Annotated in this window: 3 protein-coding genes and 4 pseudogenes; all 7 read left to right on the top strand. The window is 64.3% G+C overall.

Annotated features, from left to right (window positions below; translation table 11 throughout):
• The first annotated feature begins 12 nt into the window (after window positions 1-12).
• Complete coding sequence (locus tag G6N19_RS21765; RefSeq protein ID WP_193465937.1) at window positions 13-4,647, top strand: non-ribosomal peptide synthetase; 4,635 nt, start codon at window positions 13-15, stop codon at window positions 4,645-4,647.
• Window positions 4,595-5,536: an AMP-binding protein gene (locus tag G6N19_RS21760; protein WP_408632464.1), complete on the top strand. Its 942-nt coding sequence runs from the start codon at window positions 4,595-4,597 to the stop codon at window positions 5,534-5,536. The genes G6N19_RS21765 and G6N19_RS21760 overlap by 53 nt, the downstream gene beginning before the upstream one ends.
• Window positions 5,463-6,608 (top strand): AMP-binding enzyme, encoded by a 1,146-nt coding sequence (locus G6N19_RS21755; protein ID WP_408632463.1) that lies wholly within the window; start codon window positions 5,463-5,465, stop codon window positions 6,606-6,608. Before G6N19_RS21760 ends, G6N19_RS21755 begins: the two co-directional genes overlap by 74 nt.
• Window positions 6,605-7,198, top strand: a pseudogene (locus G6N19_RS21750) (condensation domain-containing protein); the annotation flags it as partial. The gene G6N19_RS21755 and the pseudogene G6N19_RS21750, both read left to right, overlap by 4 nt.
• Window positions 7,178-15,271 (top strand): annotated as a pseudogene (locus tag G6N19_RS21745) (amino acid adenylation domain-containing protein); the annotation flags it as partial. The pseudogenes G6N19_RS21750 and G6N19_RS21745, both read left to right, overlap by 21 nt.
• Window positions 15,257-17,715 (top strand): annotated as a pseudogene (locus G6N19_RS21130) (non-ribosomal peptide synthetase); the annotation flags it as partial. The pseudogenes G6N19_RS21745 and G6N19_RS21130, both read left to right, overlap by 15 nt.
• A gap of 126 nt (window positions 17,716-17,841) precedes the next feature.
• Window positions 17,842-21,059, top strand: a pseudogene (locus G6N19_RS21850) (condensation domain-containing protein); the annotation flags it as partial.
• Between the last annotated feature and the right edge of the window lie 6 nt (window positions 21,060-21,065).

Genomic DNA, 21,065 nt, shown 5'->3' with positions numbered 1-21,065 from the left:
TCGGGTCAGCTGATGCAACCCGACGGCCGGCTTTTCGCATTGACGCGCGGGCAGTTGGACATCTGGCTATCGCAGGCGACCGGCATCGTCGGCGCGGAGTGGCAGCTCGGTCTGCTGGGCAGGTTTGACGGTCCGGTCAAGCGCGACCTGCTTCAGGATGCGGTCCGTCAGGCGCTCAGCGAAGCGGAACCGGCCAGGGCGGTCTTCGTCGAGGCCGGGGGCAAGGTTTATCAAAAGGCGTCCGACTATTCGGATATCGAAATCGCTTCCTATGATTTGACCGGCTCCGACGACCCTGCGCGAGAGGTACGCGAATTAGCGTCTTCGATACAGCGCACGCCCATGTCGCTTGCCGGCCCGCTGTGGCGCTTCGTGTTGTTCCAAACAGGGCCCGATCAATCCTATTTCCTTGAAGTCTGCCACCACATCGTCGTTGACGGGTTGAGCCTGGCGGTGGTGAGCTATCGGATCGCGGCGATCTATTCGGCACTCGCATCAGGCGAGCCCATCCCGGCGGTGTCCTTCGGCACTTTGCAGGATCTGGTCGACTGCGAAGCCGAGTATCAGGCGTCCGCCGACTACCGAGAAGACCGTGCCTACTGGGAGGCGAACCTTCCTGCCGAGAGCGGATTCGACTCGGGTGTCGCACCTTTGACGAATCGCGACCCGCACCGTCCGCCCGATCTGGTCCGCCTCGACCCTGCTGTTGTCAAAAAGATCGACGAATTGAGCGAGAAGCTGCAGATCCGCCGTTATGCGATCACTACCGCAGCGTGCGCCCTGCTCGTTCGAGGATTGTCAGGCAACAATTCTGAGGTCACGCTGGACTTTCCGGTCAGCAGGCGGGTGAGCCAGGTAGCCAAGACGGTTCCGGGAATGTTCGCCGGGATCCTTCCGCTGGTCCTCAAGACCTCGCCGACGAGCACTGTCGCAGACTTCTGCCAACACGTGAGCACCCGGATACGTGAACTACTGCACCATCAGCGGTTCCCCGCGCATGCGCTCGAAGCCGGTGCCGGAGGTCTCCCCGGACTCGGGCAGGCCAGTAGTCGGGTGGTCATCAACTTCATTCCAGCTACGACCGAGGTGGATTTGGCCGGAACTCCCTACACGACGAACTCCACCAACTTCGGCCCCGTGGGGCACTTCGGCTTCTTCTTCCTCGGTGCCGGCGACGAATTGTCCATCAGCACAGCAGGAACCGGACGACCCTTCGCGGACTTTGAGGCAGCGGACCTGGTGGGGCGTTTGGAGCGGGTGTTGGTGGCGATGACGGCTGATCCGGGGCGGTTGTTGTCGTCGATTGATGCGTTGGTTGTTGGTGAGTGTGCGCAGTTGGATGTGTGGGGTCATCGGTCGGTGTTGGGGTCGTCGGTGGTTGGGGGGGTGTCGATTCCGGGGTTGTTTGCGCGGTGGGTGTCGGTGTCGCCGGGTGTGGTGGCGTTGCGGTGTGGGGGGCGGTCGTGGTCGTACCGGGAGGTTGATGAGGCCTCGAATCGGTTGGCGCATGTGTTGGTGGGTTATGGGGTGGGGCCTGGTGATCGGGTGGGGTTGTTGTTGCCGCGTTGTGCGCAGGCGGTGGTGGCGATTTTGGCGGTGTTGAAGACCGGGGCGGGGTATGTGCCGGTGGATCCGGTGGTGCCTGATGCGCGGTTGGAGTTTGTGTTGGCTGATGCGGCGGTGTCGGTGGTGGTGACGTGTGGGGGGTTGGCGGATCGGGTGGCCGGTTGTGCGGTGGTGGTCGATGTTGATGATCCGGTGGTGGCTGATCAGCCGGTGTCGGCGGTGGGTGTCGGGCCGGTGGCTGATGACATTGCGTATGTCATTTACACCTCGGGCACCACGGGTGTTCCCAAGGGGGTGGCGGTCACCCACCGCAATGTGACCCGGTTGCTGGATGCGCTGGATGCGGGGTTGGCGCGTCCGGGGGTGTGGGCGTTGTGTCATTCGTTGGCATTTGACTGGTCGGTGGCTGAGATCTGGGGTGCGTTGCTGCACGGGGGCCGGTTGGTGGTGGTGCCTGAGCAGGTGGCGGCCTCTCCTTCGGAGTTGCATGCGTTGTTGGTGGCCGAGCAGGTCAGCGGTTTTAACCAGTCGCCGTCGGCGGTGGGGGCGTTGTCGCCGGTGGGGTTGGAGTCGGTGGCGTTGGTGGTGGGTGCTGAGGCGTGTCCGGCTGAGTTGGTGGATCGGTGGGCGCCGGGTCGGGTGATGCGCAATGTGTATGGGCCGACGGAGGCCACTATCTACAGCGCGTTGAGTGCGCCGTTGACGCCGGGGTGTGGCGGGGTGGTGCCGATTGGTGCTCCGGTGCCGGGGGCGGCGTTGTTTGTGGTGGATGCGTGGTTGCGGCCGGTGCCTGTTGGTGTGGTGGGTGAGTTGTATGTGGCGGGTCGGGTGTGGCGGTGGTATGTGGGGCGTTCGTCGTTGACGGCGTCGCGGTTTGTGGCGTGTCCGTTTGGTGGTGTGGGGCAGCGGATGTATCGGACCGGGGATTTGGTGCGGTGGAATCAGCAGGGGCAGTTGGAGTATGTGGGTCGTGCTGATGAGCAGGTGAAGGTGCGGGGGTATCGCATCGAGTTGGGGGAGGTCGAGGCTGCGTTGGCCGCCGTGGACGGTGTTGGTCAGGTTGCGGTGGTGGTGCGTGAGGATCGTCCTGGGGATCGTCGCTTGGTGGGGTATGTGACCGAATCGGGTGGCGGGGTGGTGGATTCGGCTGGGGTGCGGGCGTTGTTGGGGCAGCGGTTGCCGGGCTATATGGTGCCGGCGGCGATCGTGGTCGTGCAGCATCTGCCGTTGACGGTCAACGGCAAGTTGGATCGTGATGCGTTGCCGGTGCCGCAGTATCACGGTGGGCGGTATCGGGCGCCGGTCACGGCGGTCGAGGAGATCTTGGCCGGGATTTATGCCCAGGTGTTGGGGGTCGAGCGGGTCGGGGTCGATGACTCCTTCTTCGACCTGGGTGGGGATTCGTTGTCGGCGATGCGGGTGGCCGCGGCAGTCGGGGTGGCTTTCGATACCCAGTTGGCGGTGCGGGTGCTCTTTGAGGCGCCCACCGTGGCACAACTTGCGCCGCGTATTGGGGTGGGGTCGGGGGGTCGGCCGGTGTTGGTGGCGGGGGTGCGCCCGCAGGTGGTGCCGTTGTCGTATGCCCAGCAGCGGTTGTGGTTTTTGAGTCAGCTTGAGGGGGAGGTTGCTACTTACAACATGCCGGTGGTGTTGGGGCTGTCGGGTGGGTTGGATGTGGTGGCGTTGGGGTTGGCGTTGGGTGATGTGGTGGGCCGTCATGAGAGTTTGCGGACGGTGTTCCCGGTGGTCGATGGGGTGCCGCGGCAGCAGGTGGTGGCAGCAGCCGATGTTGATTTCGGGTGGGGGGTGGTTGATGCGGTGGGGTGGTCGCAGCAGCGGTTGGGGCAGGCGGTGGCTGCGGTGGTGGGGTATCGGTTTGATTTGGCGACGCAGCTGCCGTTGCGGGTGCAGTTGTTTGATGTCGGTGGTGGTGAGTTTGTGTTGGCGGCGGTGTTGCATCACATCGCCGGGGACGGGTCGTCGATTGCGCCGTTGTTGCGGGATTTGGGGGCGGCGTATACGGCGCGGTGCGCCGGATCTGATGCGGGATTGCCGGGGTTGGGGGTGCAGTACGCCGATTATGCGTTGTGGCAGCGGGAGTGGTTGGGGGAGGAGTCTGATCCCGACAGTGTGATCGCTGCGCAGTTGCGGTATTGGCGTGAGGCGTTGGCAGGACTGCCGGAGCGGTTGGCGTTGCCCACGGATCGGCCGTATCCGGCGGTGGCTGATTATCGGGGTGCCAGTGTGGCGGTGGCGTGGCCGGCGGGGTTGCAGCGCCAGATTGCGCGGGTGGCTCGTGCCCATGATGCGACCAGTTTCATGGTGGTGCAGGCCGGGTTGGCGGTGTTGTTGTCCGCTTGGTGGGGCAGTGATGTTGCGGTGGGTGTGGCGGTGGCGGGGCGTCCGGATCCGGTGTTGGAGGAGTTGATCGGGTTTTTCGTCAATACGTTGGTGTTGCGGGTTGATCTGTCGGGTGATCCGAGTGTGTCGGGGTTGTTGGGGCGGGTTCGTGCGCGCAGTCTGGCGGCGTTTGAGCATCAGGATGTGCCGTTTGAGGCGGTGGTGGATCATCTCAATCCGCCGCGGTCGTTGACGCATCATCCGTTGGTGCAGGTGATGTTGGGGTGGCAGAACTTTGGGCAGGATTCGGTGGCTTCCTCGGTGGTGTTGGGTGATGTTGAGGTTTCGCCGTTGAGTGCCGATACCCAGTCGGCGCGGATGGATCTGTCGTTTTCTTTGCAGGAGCGCTGGGATGGCGCTGGTGAGCCGGCGGGGATTGCTGGGTTGGTGGAGTTTCGTACTGATGTGTTCGATACGGCCAGCATCGAGTTGTTGGTTGATCGGTTGGAGCGGGTGTTGGTGGCGATGACGGCTGATCCGGGGCGGTCGTTGTCGTCGATTGATGCGTTGGTTGTTGGTGAGTGTGCGCAGTTGGATGTGTGGGGTCATCGGTCGGTGTTGGGGTCGTCGGTGGTTGGGGGGGTGTCGATTCCGGGGTTGTTTGCGCGGTGGGTGTCGGTGTCGCCGGGTGTGGTGGCGTTGCGGTGTGGGGGGGCGGTCGTGGTCGTACCGGGAGGTTGATGAGGCCTCGAATCGGTTGGCGCATGTGTTGGTGGGTTATGGGGTGGGGCCTGGTGATCGGGTGGGGTTGTTGTTGCCGCGTTGTGCGCAGGCGGTGGTGGCGATTTTGGCGGTGTTGAAGACCGGGGCGGGGTATGTGCCGGTGGATCCGGTGGTGCCTGATGCGCGGTTGGAGTTTGTGTTGGCTGATGCGGCGGTGTCGGTGGTGGTGACGTGTGGGGGGTTGGCGGATCGGGTGGCCGGTTGTGCGGTGGTGGTCGATGTTGATGATCCGGTGGTGGCTGATCAGCCGGTGTCGGCGGTGGGTGTCGGGCCGGTGGCTGATGACATTGCGTATGTCATTTACACCTCGGGCACCACGGGTGTTCCCAAGGGGGTGGCGGTCACCCACCGCAATGTGACCCGGTTGCTGGATGCGCTGGATGCGGGGTTGGCGCGTCCGGGGGTGTGGGCGTTGTGTCATTCGTTGGCATTTGACTGGTCGGTGGCTGAGATCTGGGGTGCGTTGCTGCACGGGGGCCGGTTGGTGGTGGTGCCTGAGCAGGTGGCGGCCTCTCCTTCGGAGTTGCATGCGTTGTTGGTGGCTGAGGGTGTGGATGTGTTGTTTCAGACTCCGTCGGCGGTGGGGGCGTTGTCGCCGGTGGGGTTGGAGTCGATGGCGTTGTTGGTTGGTGCTGAGGCGTGTCCGGCTGAGTTGGTGGATCGGTGGGCGCCGGGTCGGGTGATGCTCAATGCGTATGGGCCGACGGAGACCACGATTTTGGGGGCGATCAGTGCGCCGTTGACGCCGGGGTGTGGCGGTGTGGTGCCGATTGGTGCCCGGTGCCGGGGCGGCGTTGTTTGTGGTGGATGCGTGGTTGCGGCCGGTGCCTGTTGGTGTGGTGGGTGAGTTGTATGTGGCGGGTTCGGGTGTGGCGGTGGGGTATGTGGGGCGTTCGTCGTTGACGGCGTCGCGGTTTGTGGCGTGTCCGTTTGGTGGTGTGGGGCAGCGGATGTATCGGACCGGGGATTTGGTGCGGTGGAATCAGCAGGGGCAGTTGGAGTATGTGGGTCGTGCTGATGAGCAGGTGAAGGTGCGGGGGTATCGCATCGAGTTGGGGGAGGTCGAGGCTGCGTTGGCCGCCGTGGACGGTGTTGGTCAGGTTGCGGTGGTGGTGCGTGAGGATCGTCCTGGGGATCGTCGCTTGGTGGGGTATGTGACCGAATCGGGTGGCGGGGTGGTGGATTCGGCTGGGGTGCGGGCGTTGTTGGGGCAGCGGTTGCCGGGCTATATGGTGCCGGCGGCGATCGTGGTCGTGCAGCATCTGCCGTTGACGGTCAACGGCAAGTTGGATCGTGATGCGTTGCCGGTGCCGCAGTATCACGGTGGGCGGTATCGGGCGCCGGTCACGGCGGTCGAGGAGATCTTGGCCGGGATTTATGCCCAGGTGTTGGGGGTCGAGCGGGTCGGGGTCGATGACTCCTTCTTCGATTTGGGTGGGGACAGCATTTTGTCGATGCAGGTGGTGGCTCGGGCTCGGGCTGCTGGGGTGCTGTGTCGGCCGCGTGATGTGTTCGTGGAGCAGAGTGTGGCGCGGTTGGCTCGGGTGGCCACCGTCGGTGGTGGTGTGGGTGGGGTGGCCGATGAGGGGTTGGGGTCGGTGGCGCCGACTCCGATCATGGAGTGGTTGCGTGGTGTCGGCGGTCCGGTGCAGTGGTTCAACCAGACTCTGGTGATGACGGCCCCGCCCGGGGTGGGTGAGGCCGATGCGGTGGTGGTGTTGCAGGCCCTGCTGGATCATCACGCGATGTTGCGGGCGCGGGTCGTTGAGGAGGCCGCCGCCGATGGTGCGGGTGGTTGGTCGTTGTGGGTGCCGGCTGCTGGTGTTGTCGATGCCCGGGACTGCTTGAGTTCGGTCACTGAATGCTCTGATGAGGTGGTGGCCGCGGCGCGGTCCCGGTTGATCCGGCGGCCGGGATGATGATCTCGGCGCTGTGGGTGACTGCTAAGCGGCAGTTGGTGGTGGTTGTTCATCACCTGGTTGTTGATGGGGTGTCCTGGCGGATTCTGCTCGAGGATCTCAATATTGCGTGGGCGCAGCATCATGGGGGGCAGCCGGTGGCGTTGCCGGCGTCGGGGACATCGTTTGCCCGGTGGTCGGGGTTGTTGGCTGATTACGCGCGTACTGCTGCGGTGGTTGGGCAGGTCGAGGCGTGGCGGGGGGTCGTTGCGGTGCCGCCGGCGTTGGCGGCGGCCGATCCGCAGTGCGATACGTATAAGACTGCTGGGCGGCTGTCGGTGTCGTTGGACGTCGAGACGACTCGGCAGGTGCTTTCTGTGGTGCCGGCGGCTTTCCATGCCGGGGTGCAGGACATTTTGTTGATCGCTTTTGGGTTGGCGTGCAATGAGTTTCTGGCTGATCACAGTGGCCCGGTCGGTATTGATGTCGAGGGCCATGGCCGCCATGAGGAGATCTTCTCGGATGTGGATCTGTCTCGCACGGTGGGCTGGTTCACCACCAAGTTTCCGGTGGCGTTGTCGGTGGGTGCGGTGCCGTGGGCGCGGGTGATCGCCGGCGATTCGGTGTTGGGGTCGGCGGTCAAGGATCTCAAGGAGCAGTTGCGTGCGCTGCCTGACGGGTTGACCTATGGTCTGGCCCGCTATGTGAACCCGGATGTCGATCTGGCCGGTTGTGATCCGGTGATCGGGTTCAACTATCTGGGGCGTCTTGGCGGTGGCGGGTCGTTTGACCAGTTGTGGGGTGTCAGTCCCGATAGTGCTGCGGTGGCTGTTGCGGCCGGGCTGATCCCGATGCGATTGGCGCATACGTTGGAGCTCAATGCCGGCACCGTCGATACCGGTTCGGGTCAACAGTTGCAGGCGAACTGGGCTTGGGCGCCCTCGGTGCTCGATGGGGTTGCGGTCGGCCGGTTGGCGCAGCTGTGGTTTGAGGCGCTGGCCGGTATGTGTGACCACGTTCGTGCCGGTGGTGGCGGGCTGACCCCGTCTGATGTCGCCCCGGCCCGGTTGAGTCAGTCTCAGATCGACGATCTCGACCGGCGTTACCGGGTCGCCGATATCTTGCCGCTGACGCCGCTGCAGCAGGGGTTGCTGTTTCACACCACCGTCGCCGAGGGATCCGATGGGCATCTTGAAGACCTGTATTCGGTGCAGTTGGATATCGCGTTGGCTGGTGATGTCGATTCCCGGCGGTTGAGCGATGCCGTGCACACGGTGATAGCCCGCCATCCCAATCTTGCTGCCCGGTTCTGCGACCAGTTCGATCATCCTGTCCAGGTCATTGCTGCTGACCCTGAAATCATGTGGCAGCACGTCAGTCTCGATGCCGATACTGATGCCGGGGTGGACAAGCAGGTTGAGCGGCTTTGTGTCGCTGAGCGTGCCGCGGTCTGTGATCTCAGTGGTCCTCCGGTGTTTCGGGCTGTGCTGGCGCAGGCGTGCGATGACCGGTACCGGTTCATCATCACCGGCCACCACATTCTGATGGATGGCTGGTCGATGCCGATTGTGTTGCAGGAGATCTTCGCCGTCTATTTCGGGCAGTCGTTGCCGCCGCCGGTTTCCTACCGGCGGTTCGTGGCCTGGCTGGCCGAACAGGATCACGATGCAGCACAAGCGGTATGGCGCAAAGTGCTCAACGGGTTTGAGGCCCCCACTCTGGTCGGTTCCGCGGGCAGGACAGCGCTGGGGCCCCGGGCAGTCGAGACCATGCAGGTCTCAGCCGAGACCACGCAGGCCATCACCACCCTGGCGCGCTGCCGTCACACCACGGTCAGCACCGTGTTGCAGGCCGCGTGGGCGCAGATCCTCATGGGGCTCACCGGCCAACGTGACGTCGCCTTCGGCACCGTCGTCTCCGGGCGGCCGACCGATCTACCCGGCGCCGAGCAAATCGTCGGTTTGATGATCAACACCGTGCCGGTGCGAGCCACCGTCGATGCCGACACCACCGTCGCCGACCTCCTCGACCAACTGCAATCCACACACAACGACACCCTTGATCATCAGCACCTGGCCCTGGCCGACATCCACCGGGCCGCCGGCCACGACCAACTATTCGACACCCTGTTCGTCTACGAGAACTACCCCCTGGACCCCGACGCCCTCACCGCTGCCGCCGGTGAACTGCGGGTCACCGGATTCAGCGGCCGCGAATACAACCACTACCCACTGACCATCGCCGTCGCACCCGGGCCACAACTCGATATACGCATCGAATACGACACAACACAATTCGACACCACACGCATCATCGCCCTCACCGGGCGATTCCGGAAACAACTCGACGCCATCACGGCTGATCCGGGACAGCGCTTGGCGGCAATGGATCTGCTGGATGAGGACGAGTACGCCCAGTTGGATGTGTGGGGTCATCGGTCGGTGTTGGGGTCGTCGGTGGTTGGGGGGGTGTCGATTCCGGGGTTGTTTGCGCGGTGGGTGTCGGTGTCGCCGGGTGTGGTGGCGTTGCGGTGTGGGGGGCGGTCGTGGTCGTACCGGGAGGTTGATGAGGCCTCGAATCGGTTGGCGCATGTGTTGGTGGGTTATGGGGTGGGGCCTGGTGATCGGGTGGGGTTGTTGTTGCCGCGTTGTGCGCAGGCGGTGGTGGCGATTTTGGCGGTGTTGAAGACCGGGGCGGGGTATGTGCCGGTGGATCCGGTGGTGCCTGATGCGCGGTTGGAGTTTGTGTTGGCTGATGCGGCGGTGTCGGTGGTGGTGACGTGTGGGGGGTTGGCGGATCGGGTGGCCGGTTGTGCGGTGGTGGTCGATGTTGATGATCCGGTGGTGGCTGATCAGCCGGTGTCGGCGGTGGGTGTCGGGCCGGTGGCTGATGACATTGCGTATGTCATTTACACCTCGGGCACCACGGGTGTTCCCAAGGGGGTGGCGGTCACTCATCGGAGTTTGACGCAGTTGATTGCGTCGTTGGATGTGGGGTTGCCGTGTCCGGGGGTGTGGGCGTTGGGGTATTCGTTGGCCTTTGATGCCTCGGTGTGGCAGATGTGGGGTGCGTTGTTGTGTGGGGGCCGGTTGGTGGTGGTGCCTGAGCAGGTGGCGGCCTCTCCTTCGGAGTTGCATGCGTTGTTGGTGGCTGAGGGTGTGGATGTGTTGTTTCAGACTCCGTCGGCGGTGGGGGCGTTGTCGCCGGTGGGGTTGGAGTCGATGGCGTTGTTGGTTGGTGCTGAGGCGTGTCCGGCTGAGTTGGTGGATCGGTGGGCGCCGGGTCGGGTGATGCTCAATGCGTATGGGCCGACGGAGACCACGATTTTGGGGGCGATCAGTGCGCCGTTGACGCCGGGGTGTGGCGGTGTGGTGCCGATTGGTGCTCCGGTGCCGGGGGCGGCGTTGTTTGTGGTGGATGCGTGGTTGCGGCCGGTGCCTGTTGGTGTGGTGGGTGAGTTGTATGTGGCGGGTTCGGGTGTGGCGGTGGGGTATGTGGGGCGTTCGTCGTTGACGGCGTCGCGGTTTGTGGCGTGTCCGTTTGGTGGTGTGGGGCAGCGGATGTATCGGACCGGGGATTTGGTGCGGTGGAATCAGCAGGGGCAGTTGGAGTATGTGGGTCGTGCTGATGAGCAGGTGAAGGTGCGGGGGTATCGCATCGAGTTGGGGGGAGGTCGAGGCTGCGTTGGCCGCCGTGGACGGTGTTGGTCAGGTTGCGGTGGTGGTGCGTGAGGATCGTCCTGGGGATCGTCGCTTGGTGGGGTATGTGACCGAATCGGGTGGCGGGTGGTGGATTCGGCTGGGGTGCGGGCGTTGTTGGGGCAGCGGTTGCCGGGCTATATGGTGCCGGCGGCGATCGTGGTCGTGCAGCATCTGCCGTTGACGGTCAACGGCAAGTTGGATCGTGATGCGTTGCCGGTGCCGCAGTATCACGGTGGGCGGTATCGGGCGCCGGTCACGGCGGTGGAGATCTTGGCCGGGATTTATGCCCAGGTGTTGGGGGTCGAGCGGGTCGGGGTCGATGACTCCTTCTTCGATTTGGGTGGGGACAGCATTTTGTCGATGCAGGTGGTGGCTCGGGCTCGGGCTGCTGGGGTGCTGTGTCGGCCGCGTGATGTGTTCGTGGAGCAGAGTGTGGCGCGGTTGGCTCGGGTGGCCACCGTCGGTGGTGGTGTGGGTGGGGTGGCCGATGAGGGTTGGGGTCGGTGGCGCCGACTCCGATCATGGAGTGGTTGCGTGGTGTCGGCGGTCCGGTGCAGTGGTTCAACCAGACTCTGGTGATGACGGCCCCGCCCGGGGTGGGTGAGGCCGATGCGGTGGTGGTGTTGCAGGCCCTGCTGGATCATCACGCGATGTTGCGGGCGCGGGTCGTTGAGGAGGCCGCCGCCGATGGTGCGGGTGGTTGGTCGTTGTGGGTGCCGGCTGCTGGTGTTGTCGATGCCCGGGACTGCTTGAGTTCGGTCACTGAATGCTCTGATGAGGTGGTGGCCGCGGCGCGGTCCCGGTTGGATCCGGCGGCCGGGATGATGATCTCGGCGCTGTGGGTGACTGCTAAGCGGCAGTTGGTGGTGGTTGTTCATCACCTGGTTGTTGATGGGGTGTCCTGGCGGATTCTGCTCGAGGATCTCAATATTGCGTGGGCGCAGCATCATGGGGGGCAGCCGGTGGCGTTGCCGGCGTCGGGGACATCGTTTGCCCGGTGGTCGGGGTTGTTGGCTGATTACGCGCGTACTGCTGCGGTGGTTGGGCAGGTCGAGGCGTGGCGGGGGGTCGTTGCGGTGCCGCCGGCGTTGGCGGCGGCCGATCCGCAGTGCGATACGTATAAGACTGCTGGGCGGCTGTCGGTGTCGTTGGACGTCGAGACGACTCGGCAGGTGCTTTCTGTGGTGCCGGCGGCTTTCCATGCCGGGGTGCAGGACATTTTGTTGATCGCTTTTGGGTTGGCGTGCAATGAGTTTCTGGCTGATCACAGTGGCCCGGTCGGTATTGATGTCGAGGGCCATGGCCGCCATGAGGAGATCTTCTCGGATGTGGATCTGTCTCGCACGGTGGGCTGGTTCACCACCAAGTTTCCGGTGGCGTTGTCGGTGGGTGCGGTGCCGTGGGCGCGGGTGATCGCCGGCGATTCGGTGTTGGGGTCGGCGGTCAAGGATCTCAAGGAGCAGTTGCGTGCGCTGCCTGACGGGTTGACCTATGGTCTGGCCCGCTATGTGAACCCGGATGTCGATCTGGCCGGTTGTGATCCGGTGATCGGGTTCAACTATCTGGGGCGTCTTGGCGGTGGCGGGTCGTTTGACCAGTTGTGGGGTGTCAGTCCCGATAGTGCTGCGGTGGCTGTTGCGGCCGGGCTGATCCCGATGCGATTGGCGCATACGTTGGAGCTCAATGCCGGCACCGTCGATACCGGTTCGGGTCAACAGTTGCAGGCGAACTGGGCTTGGGCGCCCTCGGTGCTCGATGGGGTTGCGGTCGGCCGGTTGGCGCAGCTGTGGTTTGAGGCGCTGGCCGGTATGTGTGACCACGTTCGTGCCGGTGGTGGCGGGCTGACCCGTCTGATGTCGCCCCGGCCCGGTTGAGTCAGTCTCAGATCGACGATCTCGACCGGCGTTACCGGGTCGCCGATATCTTGCCGCTGACGCCGCTGCAGCAGGGGTTGCTGTTTCACACCACCGTCGCCGAGGGATCCGATGGGCATCTTGAAGACCTGTATTCGGTGCAGTTGGATATCGCGTTGGCTGGTGATGTCGATTCCCGGCGGTTGAGCGATGCCGTGCACACGGTGATAGCCCGCCATCCCAATCTTGCTGCCCGGTTCTGCGACCAGTTCGATCATCCTGTCCAGGTCATTGCTGCTGACCCTGAAATCATGTGGCAGCACGTCAGTCTCGATGCCGATACTGATGCCGGGGTGGACAAGCAGGTTGAGCGGCTTTGTGTCGCTGAGCGTGCCGCGGTCTGTGATCTCAGTGGTCCTCCGGTGTTTCGGGCTGTGCTGGCGCAGGCGTGCGATGACCGGTACCGGTTCATCATCACCGGCCACCACATTCTGATGGATGGCTGGTCGATGCCGATTGTGTTGCAGGAGATCTTCGCCGTCTATTTCGGGCAGTCGTTGCCGCCGCCGGTTTCCTACCGGCGGTTCGTGGCCTGGCTGGCCGAACAGGATCACGATGCAGCACAAGCGGTATGGCGCAAAGTGCTCAACGGGTTTGAGGCCCCCACTCTGGTCGGTTCCGCGGGCAGGACAGCGCTGGGGCCCCGGGCAGTCGAGACCATGCAGGTCTCAGCCGAGACCACGCAGGCCATCACCACCCTGGCGCGCTGCCGTCACACCACGGTCAGCACCGTGTTGCAGGCCGCGTGGGCGCAGATCCTCATGGGGCTCACCGGCCAACGTGACGTCGCCTTCGGCACCGTCGTCTCCGGGCGGCCGACCGATCTACCCGGCGCCGAGCAAATCGTCGGTTTGATGATCAACACCGTGCCGGTGCGAGCCACCGTCGATGCCGACACCACCGTCGCCGACCTCCTCGACCAACTGCAATCCACACACAACGACACCCTTGATCATCAGCACCTGGCCCTGGCCGACATCCACCGGGCCGCCGGCCACGACCAACTATTCGACACCCTGTTCGTCTACGAGAACTACCCCCTGGACCCCGACGCCCTCACCGCTGCCGCCGGTGAACTGCGGGTCACCGGATTCAGCGGCCGCGAATACAACCACTACCCACTGACCATCGCCGTCGCACCCGGGCCACAACTCGATATACGCATCGAATACGACACAACACAATTCGACACCACACGCATTGAAAGGCTCGCTCGGAGATACCAGCGACTGTTGGCGTCCATGAGCGCTGATCTTGGGGAGTAGTCATGAGCATTATTGCGGGACAGCGCTTGGCGGCAATGGATCTGCTGGATGAGGACGAGTACGCCCAGTTGGATGTGTGGGGTCATCGGTCGGTGTTGGGGTCGTCGGTGGTTGGGGGGGTGTCGATTCCGGGGTTGTTTGCGCGGTGGGTGTCGGTGTCGCCGGGTGTGGTGGCGTTGCGGTGTGGGGGGCGGTCGTGGTCGTACCGGGAGGTTGATGAGGCCTCGAATCGGTTGGCGCATGTGTTGGTGGGTTATGGGGTGGGGCCTGGTGACCGGGTGGGGTTGTTGTTGCCGCGTTGTGCGCAGGCGGTGGTGGCGATTTTGGCGGTGTTGAAGACCGGGGCGGGGTATGTGCCGGTGGATCCGGTGGTGCCTGATGCGCGGTTGGAGTTTGTGTTGGCTGATGCGGCGGTGTCGGTGGTGGTGACGTGTGGGGGGTTGGCGGATCGGGTGGCCGGTTGTGCGGTGGTGGTCGATGTTGATGATCCGGTGGTGGCTGATCAGCCGGTGTCGGCGGTGGGTGTCGGGCCGGTGGCTGATGACATTGCGTATGTCATTTACACCTCGGGCACCACGGGTGTTCCCAAGGGGGTGGCGGTCACCCACCGCAATGTGACCCGGTTGTTCGATGGGTTCGACGTCGGGGTGCAGATCGGGCCGCAGCAGGTGTGGGCTCAGTGTTCATCGCTGGCGTTCGACTATTCGGTCTGGGAGATCTGGGGTGCGTTGTTGCACGGGGGCCGGTTGGTGGTGGTGCCCGAGCAGGTGCGGCGTTCTGCGCCAGATCTGCGGGAGTTGCTGGTCGCTGAACGCGTGAGCATGTTGAGTCAGACCCCGTCGGCGGTGGGGGCGTTGGCACCGCAGGGGTTGGAGTCGGCGACGTTGATGGTGGCCGGCGAGGTGTGCCCGGTCGATGTGGTGGATCGGTGGGCGCCGGGTCGGGTGATGCTCAACGGCTACGGGCCGACTGAGACCACGGTGTTCGCCACGACCGGTGTGTTGGTGGCGGGTTCGGGTGTGGTGCCGATTGGTGGTCCGGTGCCGGGGGCGGCGTTGTTTGTGGTGGATGCGTGGTTGCGGCCGGTGCCTGTTGGTGTGGTGGGTGAGTTGTATGTGGCGGGTTCGGGTGTGGCGGTGGGGTATGTGGGGCGTTCGTCGTTGACGGCGTCGCGGTTTGTGGCGTGTCCGTTTGGTGGTGTGGGGCAGCGGATGTATCGGACCGGGGATTTGGTGCGGTGGAATCAGCAGGGGCAGTTGGAGTATGTGGGTCGTGCTGATGAGCAGGTGAAGGTGCGGGGGTATCGCATCGAGTTGGGGGAGGTCGAGGCTGCGTTGGCCGCCGTGGACGGTGTTGGTCAGGTTGCGGTGGTGGTGCGTGAGGATCGTCCTGGGGATCGTCGCTTGGTGGGGTATGTGACCGAATCGGGTGGCGGGGTGGTGGATTCGGCTGGGGTGCGGGCGTTGTTGGGGCAGCGGTTGCCGGGCTATATGGTGCCGGCGGCGATCGTGGTCGTGCAGCATCTGCCGTTGACGGTCAATGGCAAGTTGGATCGGGATGCGTTGCCGGTGCCGCAGTATCACGGTGGGCAGTACCGGGCGCCGGGCACACCGACCGAGGAGATCTTGGCCGGGATTTATGCCCAGGTGTTGGGGGTCGAGCGGGTCGGGGTCGATGACTCCTTCTTCGACCTGGGTGGGGATTCGTTGTCGGCGATGCGGGTGGCCGCAGCAGTCGGGGTGGCTTTCGATACCCAGTTGGCGGTGCGGGTGCTCTTCGAGGCGCCGACAGTGGCGTTGTTGGCGCCGCGTATTGGGGTGGGGTCGGGGGGTCGGCCGGTGTTGGTGGCGGGGGTGCGCCCGCAGGTGGTGCCGTTGTCGTATGCCCAGCAGCGGTTGTGGTTTCTGAACCAGGCCGAAAGCGACATCGCCACCTACAACATTCCGATCGCGTTGCGGCTGTCGGGTGGGTTGGATGTGGTGGCGTTGGGGTTGGCGTTGGGTGATGTGGTGGGCCGTCATGAGAGTTTGCGGACGGTGTTCCCGGTGGTCGATGGGGTGCCGCGGCAGCAGGTGGTGGCGGCCGGTGAGGTTGATTTCGGGTGGGGGGTGGTTGATGCGGTGGGGTGGTCGCAGCAGCGGTTGGGGCAGGCGGTGGCTGCGGTGGTGGGGTATCGGTTTGATTTGGCGACGCAGCTGCCGTTGCGGGTGCAGTTGTTTGATGTCGGTGGTGGTGAGTTTGTGTTGGCGGCGGTGTTGCATCACATCGCTGGGGACGGGTCGTCGATTGCGCCGTTGTTGCGGGATTTGGGGGCGGCGTATACGGCGCGGTGCGCTGGAGCGGATGCGGGGTTGCCGGCATTGGGGGTGCAGTACGCCGATTATGCGTTGTGGCAGCGGGAGTGGTTGGGGGAGGAGTCTGATCCTGACAGTGTGATCGCTGCGCAGTTGCGGTATTGGCGTGAGGCGTTGGCGGGGTTGCCGGAGCGGTTGGCGTTGCCCACGGATCGGCCGTATCCGGCGGTGGCTGATTATCGGGGTGCCAGTGTGGCGGTGGCGTGGCGGCGGGGTTGCAGCGCCAGATTGCGCGGGTGGCTCGTGCCCATGATGCGACCAGTTTCATGGTGGTGCAGGCCGGGTTGGCGGTGTTGTTGTCCAAGCTTGGTGGGGGCAGTGATGTTGCGGTGGGTGTGGCGGTGGCGGGGCGTCCGGATCCGGTGTTGGAGGAGTTGATCGGGTTTTTCGTCAATACGTTGGTGTTGCGGGTTGATCTGTCGGGTGATCCGAGTGTGTCGGGGTTGTTGGGGCGGGTTCGTCAGCGCAGTCTGGCGGCGTTTGAGCATCAGGATGTGCCGTTTGAGGTGGTGGTGGATCATCTCAATCCGCCGCGGTCGTTGACGCATCATCCGTTGGTGCAGGTGATGTTGGGGTGGCAGAACTTCGCACAGGACTCCGCTGCTGCGGCGTCGGTGCTGGGTGATGTTGAGGTTTCGCCGCTGAGTGCCGACACCCACTCGGCACGGATGGACTTGTTCTTCTCCCTTCAGGAGCGCTGGGATGGCGCTGGTGAGCCGGCGGGGATTGCTGGGTTGGTGGAGTTTCGTACTGATGTGTTCGATACGGCCAGCATTGAGATGCTCGTTGATCGTTTGGAGCGGGTGTTGGTGGCGATGACGGCTGATCCGGGGCGGTTGTTGTCGTCGATTGATGCGTTGGTTGTTGGTGAGTGTGCGCAGTTGGATGTGTGGGGTCATCGGTCGGTGTTGGGGTCGTCGGTGGTTGGGGGGGTGTCGATTCCGGGGTTGTTTGCGCGGTGGGTGTCGGTGTCGCCGGGTGTGGTGGCGTTGCGGTGTGGGGGGCGGTCGTGGTCGTACCGGGAGGTTGATGAGGCTTCGAATCGGTTGGCGCATGTGTTGGTGGGTTATGGGGTGGGGCCTGGTGATCGGGTGGGGTTGTTGTTGCCGCGTTGTGCGCAGGCGGTGGTGGCGATTTTGGCGGTGCTCAAGACCGGGGCGGGGTATGTGCCGGTGGATCCGGTGGTGCCTGATGCGCGGTTGGAGTTTGTGTTGGCTGATGCGGCGGTGTCGGTGGTGGTGACGTGTGGGGGGTTGGCGGATCGGGTGGCCGGTTGTGCGGTGGTGGTCGATGTTGATGATCCGGTGGTGGCTGATCAGCCGGTGTCGGCGGTGGGTGTCGGGCCGGTGGCTGATGACATTGCGTATGTCATTTACACCTCGGGCACCACGGGTGTTCCCAAGGGGGTGGCGGTCACTCACCGCAATGTGACCCGGTTGTTCGATGGGTTCGACGTCGGGGTGCAGATCGGGCCGCAGCAGGTGTGGGCTCAGTGTTCATCGCTGGCGTTCGACTATTCGGTCTGGGAGATCTGGGGTGCGTTGTTGCACGGGGGCCGGTTGGTGGTGGTGCCCGAGCAGGTGCGGCGTTCTGCGCCAGATCTGCGGGAGTTGCTGGTCGCTGAACGCGTGAGCATGTTGAGTCAGACCCCTTCGGCGGTGGGGGCGTTGGCACCGCAGGGTTGGAGTCGGCGACGTTGATGGTGGCGGCGAGGTGTGCCCGGTCGATGTGGTGGATCGGTGGGCGCCGGGTCGGTGATGCTCAACGGCTACGGGCCGACTGAGACCACGGTGTTCGCCACGACCGGTGTGTTGGTGGCGGGTTCGGGTGTGGTGCCGATTGGTGGTCCGGTGCCGGGGGCGGCGTTGTTTGTGGTGGATGCGTGGTTGCGGCCGGTGCCTGTTGGTGTGGTGGGTGAGTTGTATGTGGCGGGTTCGGGTGTGGCGGTGGGGTATGTGGGGCGTTCGTCGTTGACGGCGTCGCGGTTTGTGGCGTGTCCGTTTGGTGGTGTGGGGCAGCGGATGTATCGGACCGGGGATTTGGTGCGGTGGAATCAGCAGGGGCAGTTGGAGTATGTGGGTCGTGCTGATGAGCAGGTGAAGGTGCGGGGGTATCGCATCGAGTTGGGGGAGATCGAAGCCGCGCTGGCAGCACATCCACGGGTGGGGCAGGCCGCGGTGGTGACCCACGCTTCGTCGTCAACCGCCGACGGCGGCGGGTTCAGCGACCAGTTGGTGGGCTATGTGGTGCTGGACCCACAGATGATGCTGGCGCGGGATCGGCAGCGGGAAGCCCAACTGGTCGATCAGTGGCGGGAGGTCTACGAAGGCCTGTACTCGGGGGAAACGTTCTCCACGGGTGCCGCGACGGTGTTGGGGGAGGACTTCGAAGGCTGGAACAGCAGCTATACCGGCGAGCCGATCCCATTGGCGCAGATGCGGGAGTGGCGTTCCGCCGCCCTGGACCGGATTCGGGGCTTGGGGCCCCGGCGGGTCTTGGAGATCGGGGTCGGTACGGGCCTGCTGCTGGCCCATCTGGCCGCCGACTGTGTCGAGTACTGGGGTACGGATTTCTCCTCGGTGACGATTCAGAACCTGCAGGCCGGGGTAGCGGGCCAGCCGTGGAGTGAGCGGGTCCGGTTGCTCACCCAGCCGGCCGACGTGACCGACGGACTGCCGCAAGGGCACTTCGATGTGGTGATACTCAACTCCGTCATCCAGTATTTCCCTAGCGCCGGCTATCTGCTGGACGTGCTGGCGGCGGCGATGCGGTTGCTGGCACCCGGCGGGGCATTATTCCTCGGCGACATCCGTAACCTTTCGCTGCTGCAAGCGTTTACCACCAAAGTGGTGTGTGCAGATCCGGTCGTCGGACTCGACACCGCCGCAGTGGTGCGGGAGCGGGTACGCAGAGAGATGCTGGCCGAGCAGGAACTGTTGTTGGCGCCCGAGTTCTTCGCAGGATTGCCACAACACCTGCCTGAGATCGCCGCGGTCGATATCCAACTGAAGCGCATGGGTGTGGTCAACGAGCTGAGCAGTTACCGCTACGAGGTGGTACTGCGTAAGGCACCGGTACCGGTGCGCTCTGCCGCCCAGACACCGGCTGAGCCATGGCAGCGGTTCACCGACCTGGCCGGGCTGGGTGAGTACCTGCGATCGCAGCGGCCACCGATGCTGCGGGTCACCGGTGTGCCGCATGCCGGCATCTGGCCGGACGTGGCGCTGGTGAAGGCCTTGGTGGCCGCCGGGGATCGCGTCAACGTCGCTGAACTGTGCACCGGCATCACGACATCGAATGCGATCTTGTCCGATGAGTGCCACCGGCTCGGGGAAGAGCTCGGCTATGCCACAGCAGTGACCTGGTCGACGACTGCCGGCCACGTCGATCTGGTCTACACCCGCGTGACCGACCCATCCGGGGACCACGGGGCACCGGTGATGTCGGATCTGTATCTGCCCGCCACACCGGTGGATTCGTTGGCCGGACAGGTCAACGACCCGGCGGGGCTGGAACGGGTGGCAGAACTACGCCACTTCGTGGCCACCAGGCTGCCGGAGTACATGGTGCCGGCAACGATCATGGCGGTGGAGACGCTGCCGCTGACCGCCAATGGCAAGCTCGACCGGCGGGCGCTGCCGGACCCGGAGTTCATCAGCACAGCGGCGTATCGGGCACCCCGAGATCACCGCGAACGCGTCCTCGCTGCGCTGTTCAGCGAGATTCTCGAGGTAAGCCGAGTCGGCATCGATGATTCGTTCTTCGACCTGGGGGGCCACTCCCTGTCGGCGATGCGCCTCCTGGCGCGGATCCGGACCGAACTCGACACCGAGATCCCGGTAAGCGTGCTCTTTGAGGCGCCCACCGTGGCACAACTTGCGCCGCGTATTGGGGTGGGGTCGGGGGGTCGGCCGGTGTTGGTGGCGGGGGTGCGCCCGCAGGTGGTGCCGTTGTCGTATGCCCAGCAGCGGTTGTGGTTTTTGAGTCAGCTTGAGGGGGAGGTTGCTACCTACAACATGCCGGTGGTGTTGGGGCTGTCGGGTGGGTTGGATGTGGTGGCGTTGGGGTTGGCGTTGGGTGATGTGGTGGGCCGTCATGAGAGTTTGCGGACGGTGTTCCCGGTGGTCGATGGGGTGCCGCGGCAGCAGGTGGTGGCGGCCGGTGAGGTTGATTTCGGGTGGGGGGTGGTTGATGCGGTGGGGTGGTCGCAGCAGCGGTTGGGGCAGGCGGTGGCTGCGGTGGTGGGGTATCGGTTTGATTTGGCGACGCAGCTGCCGTTGCGGGTGCAGTTGTTTGATGTCGGTGGTGGTGAGTTTGTGTTGGCGGCGGTGTTGCATCACATCGCTGGGGACGGGTCGTCGATTGCGCCGTTGTTGCGGGATTTGGGGGCGGCGTATACGGCGCGGTGCGCTGGAGCGGATGCGGGGTTGCCGGCATTGGGGGTGCAGTACGCCGATTATGCGTTGTGGCAGCGGGAGTGGTTGGGGGAGGAGTCTGATCCTGACAGTGTGATCGCTGCGCAGTTGCGGTATTGGCGTGAGGCGTTGGCGGGGTTGCCGGAGCGGTTGGCGTTGCCCACGGATCGGCCGTATCCGGCGGTGGCTGATTATCGGGGTGCCAGTGTGGCGGTGGCGTGGCGGCGGGGTTGCAGCGCCAGATTGCGCGGGTGGCTCGTGCCCATGATGCGACCAGTTTCATGGTGGTGCAGGCCGGGTTGGCGGTGTTGTTGTCCAAGCTTGGTGGGGGCAGTGATGTTGCGGTGGGTGTGGCGGTGGCGGGGCGTCCGGATCCGGTGTTGGAGGAGTTGATCGGGTTTTTCGTCAATACGTTGGTGTTGCGGGTTGATCTGTCGGGTGATCCGAGTGTGTCGGGGTTGTTGGGGCGGGTTCGTCAGCGCAGTCTGGCGGCGTTTGAGCATCAGGATGTGCCGTTTGAGGTGGTGGTGGATCATCTCAATCCGCCGCGGTCGTTGACGCATCATCCGTTGGTGCAGGTGATGTTGGGGTGGCAGAACTTTGGGCAGGATTCGGTGGCTTCCTCGGTGGTGTTGGGTGATGTTGAGGTTTCGCCGTTGAGTGCTGATACCCAGTCGGCGCGGATGGATCTGTCGTTTTCTTTGCAGGAGCGCTGGGATGGCGCTGGTGAGCCGGCGGGGATTGCTGGGTTGGTGGAGTTTCGTACTGATGTGTTCGATACGGCCAGCATTGAGATGCTCGTTGATCGTTTGGAGCGGGTGTTGGTGGCG

Source organism: Mycobacterium novum (assembly GCF_010726505.1).
In the GTDB taxonomy this organism is placed as follows: Bacteria; Actinomycetota; Actinomycetes; order Mycobacteriales; family Mycobacteriaceae; genus Mycobacterium; species Mycobacterium algericum.
The sequence above is the reverse complement of the archived record's forward strand: the minus strand, read 5'-3'. Positions and strand labels throughout refer to the sequence as shown.

Coding starts and splice junctions, on each gene's coding strand:
- G6N19_RS21765 (WP_193465937.1), top strand. CDS start 13: ATGCAACCCGACGGCCGGCTTTTCGCATTGACGCGCGGGCAGTTGGAC.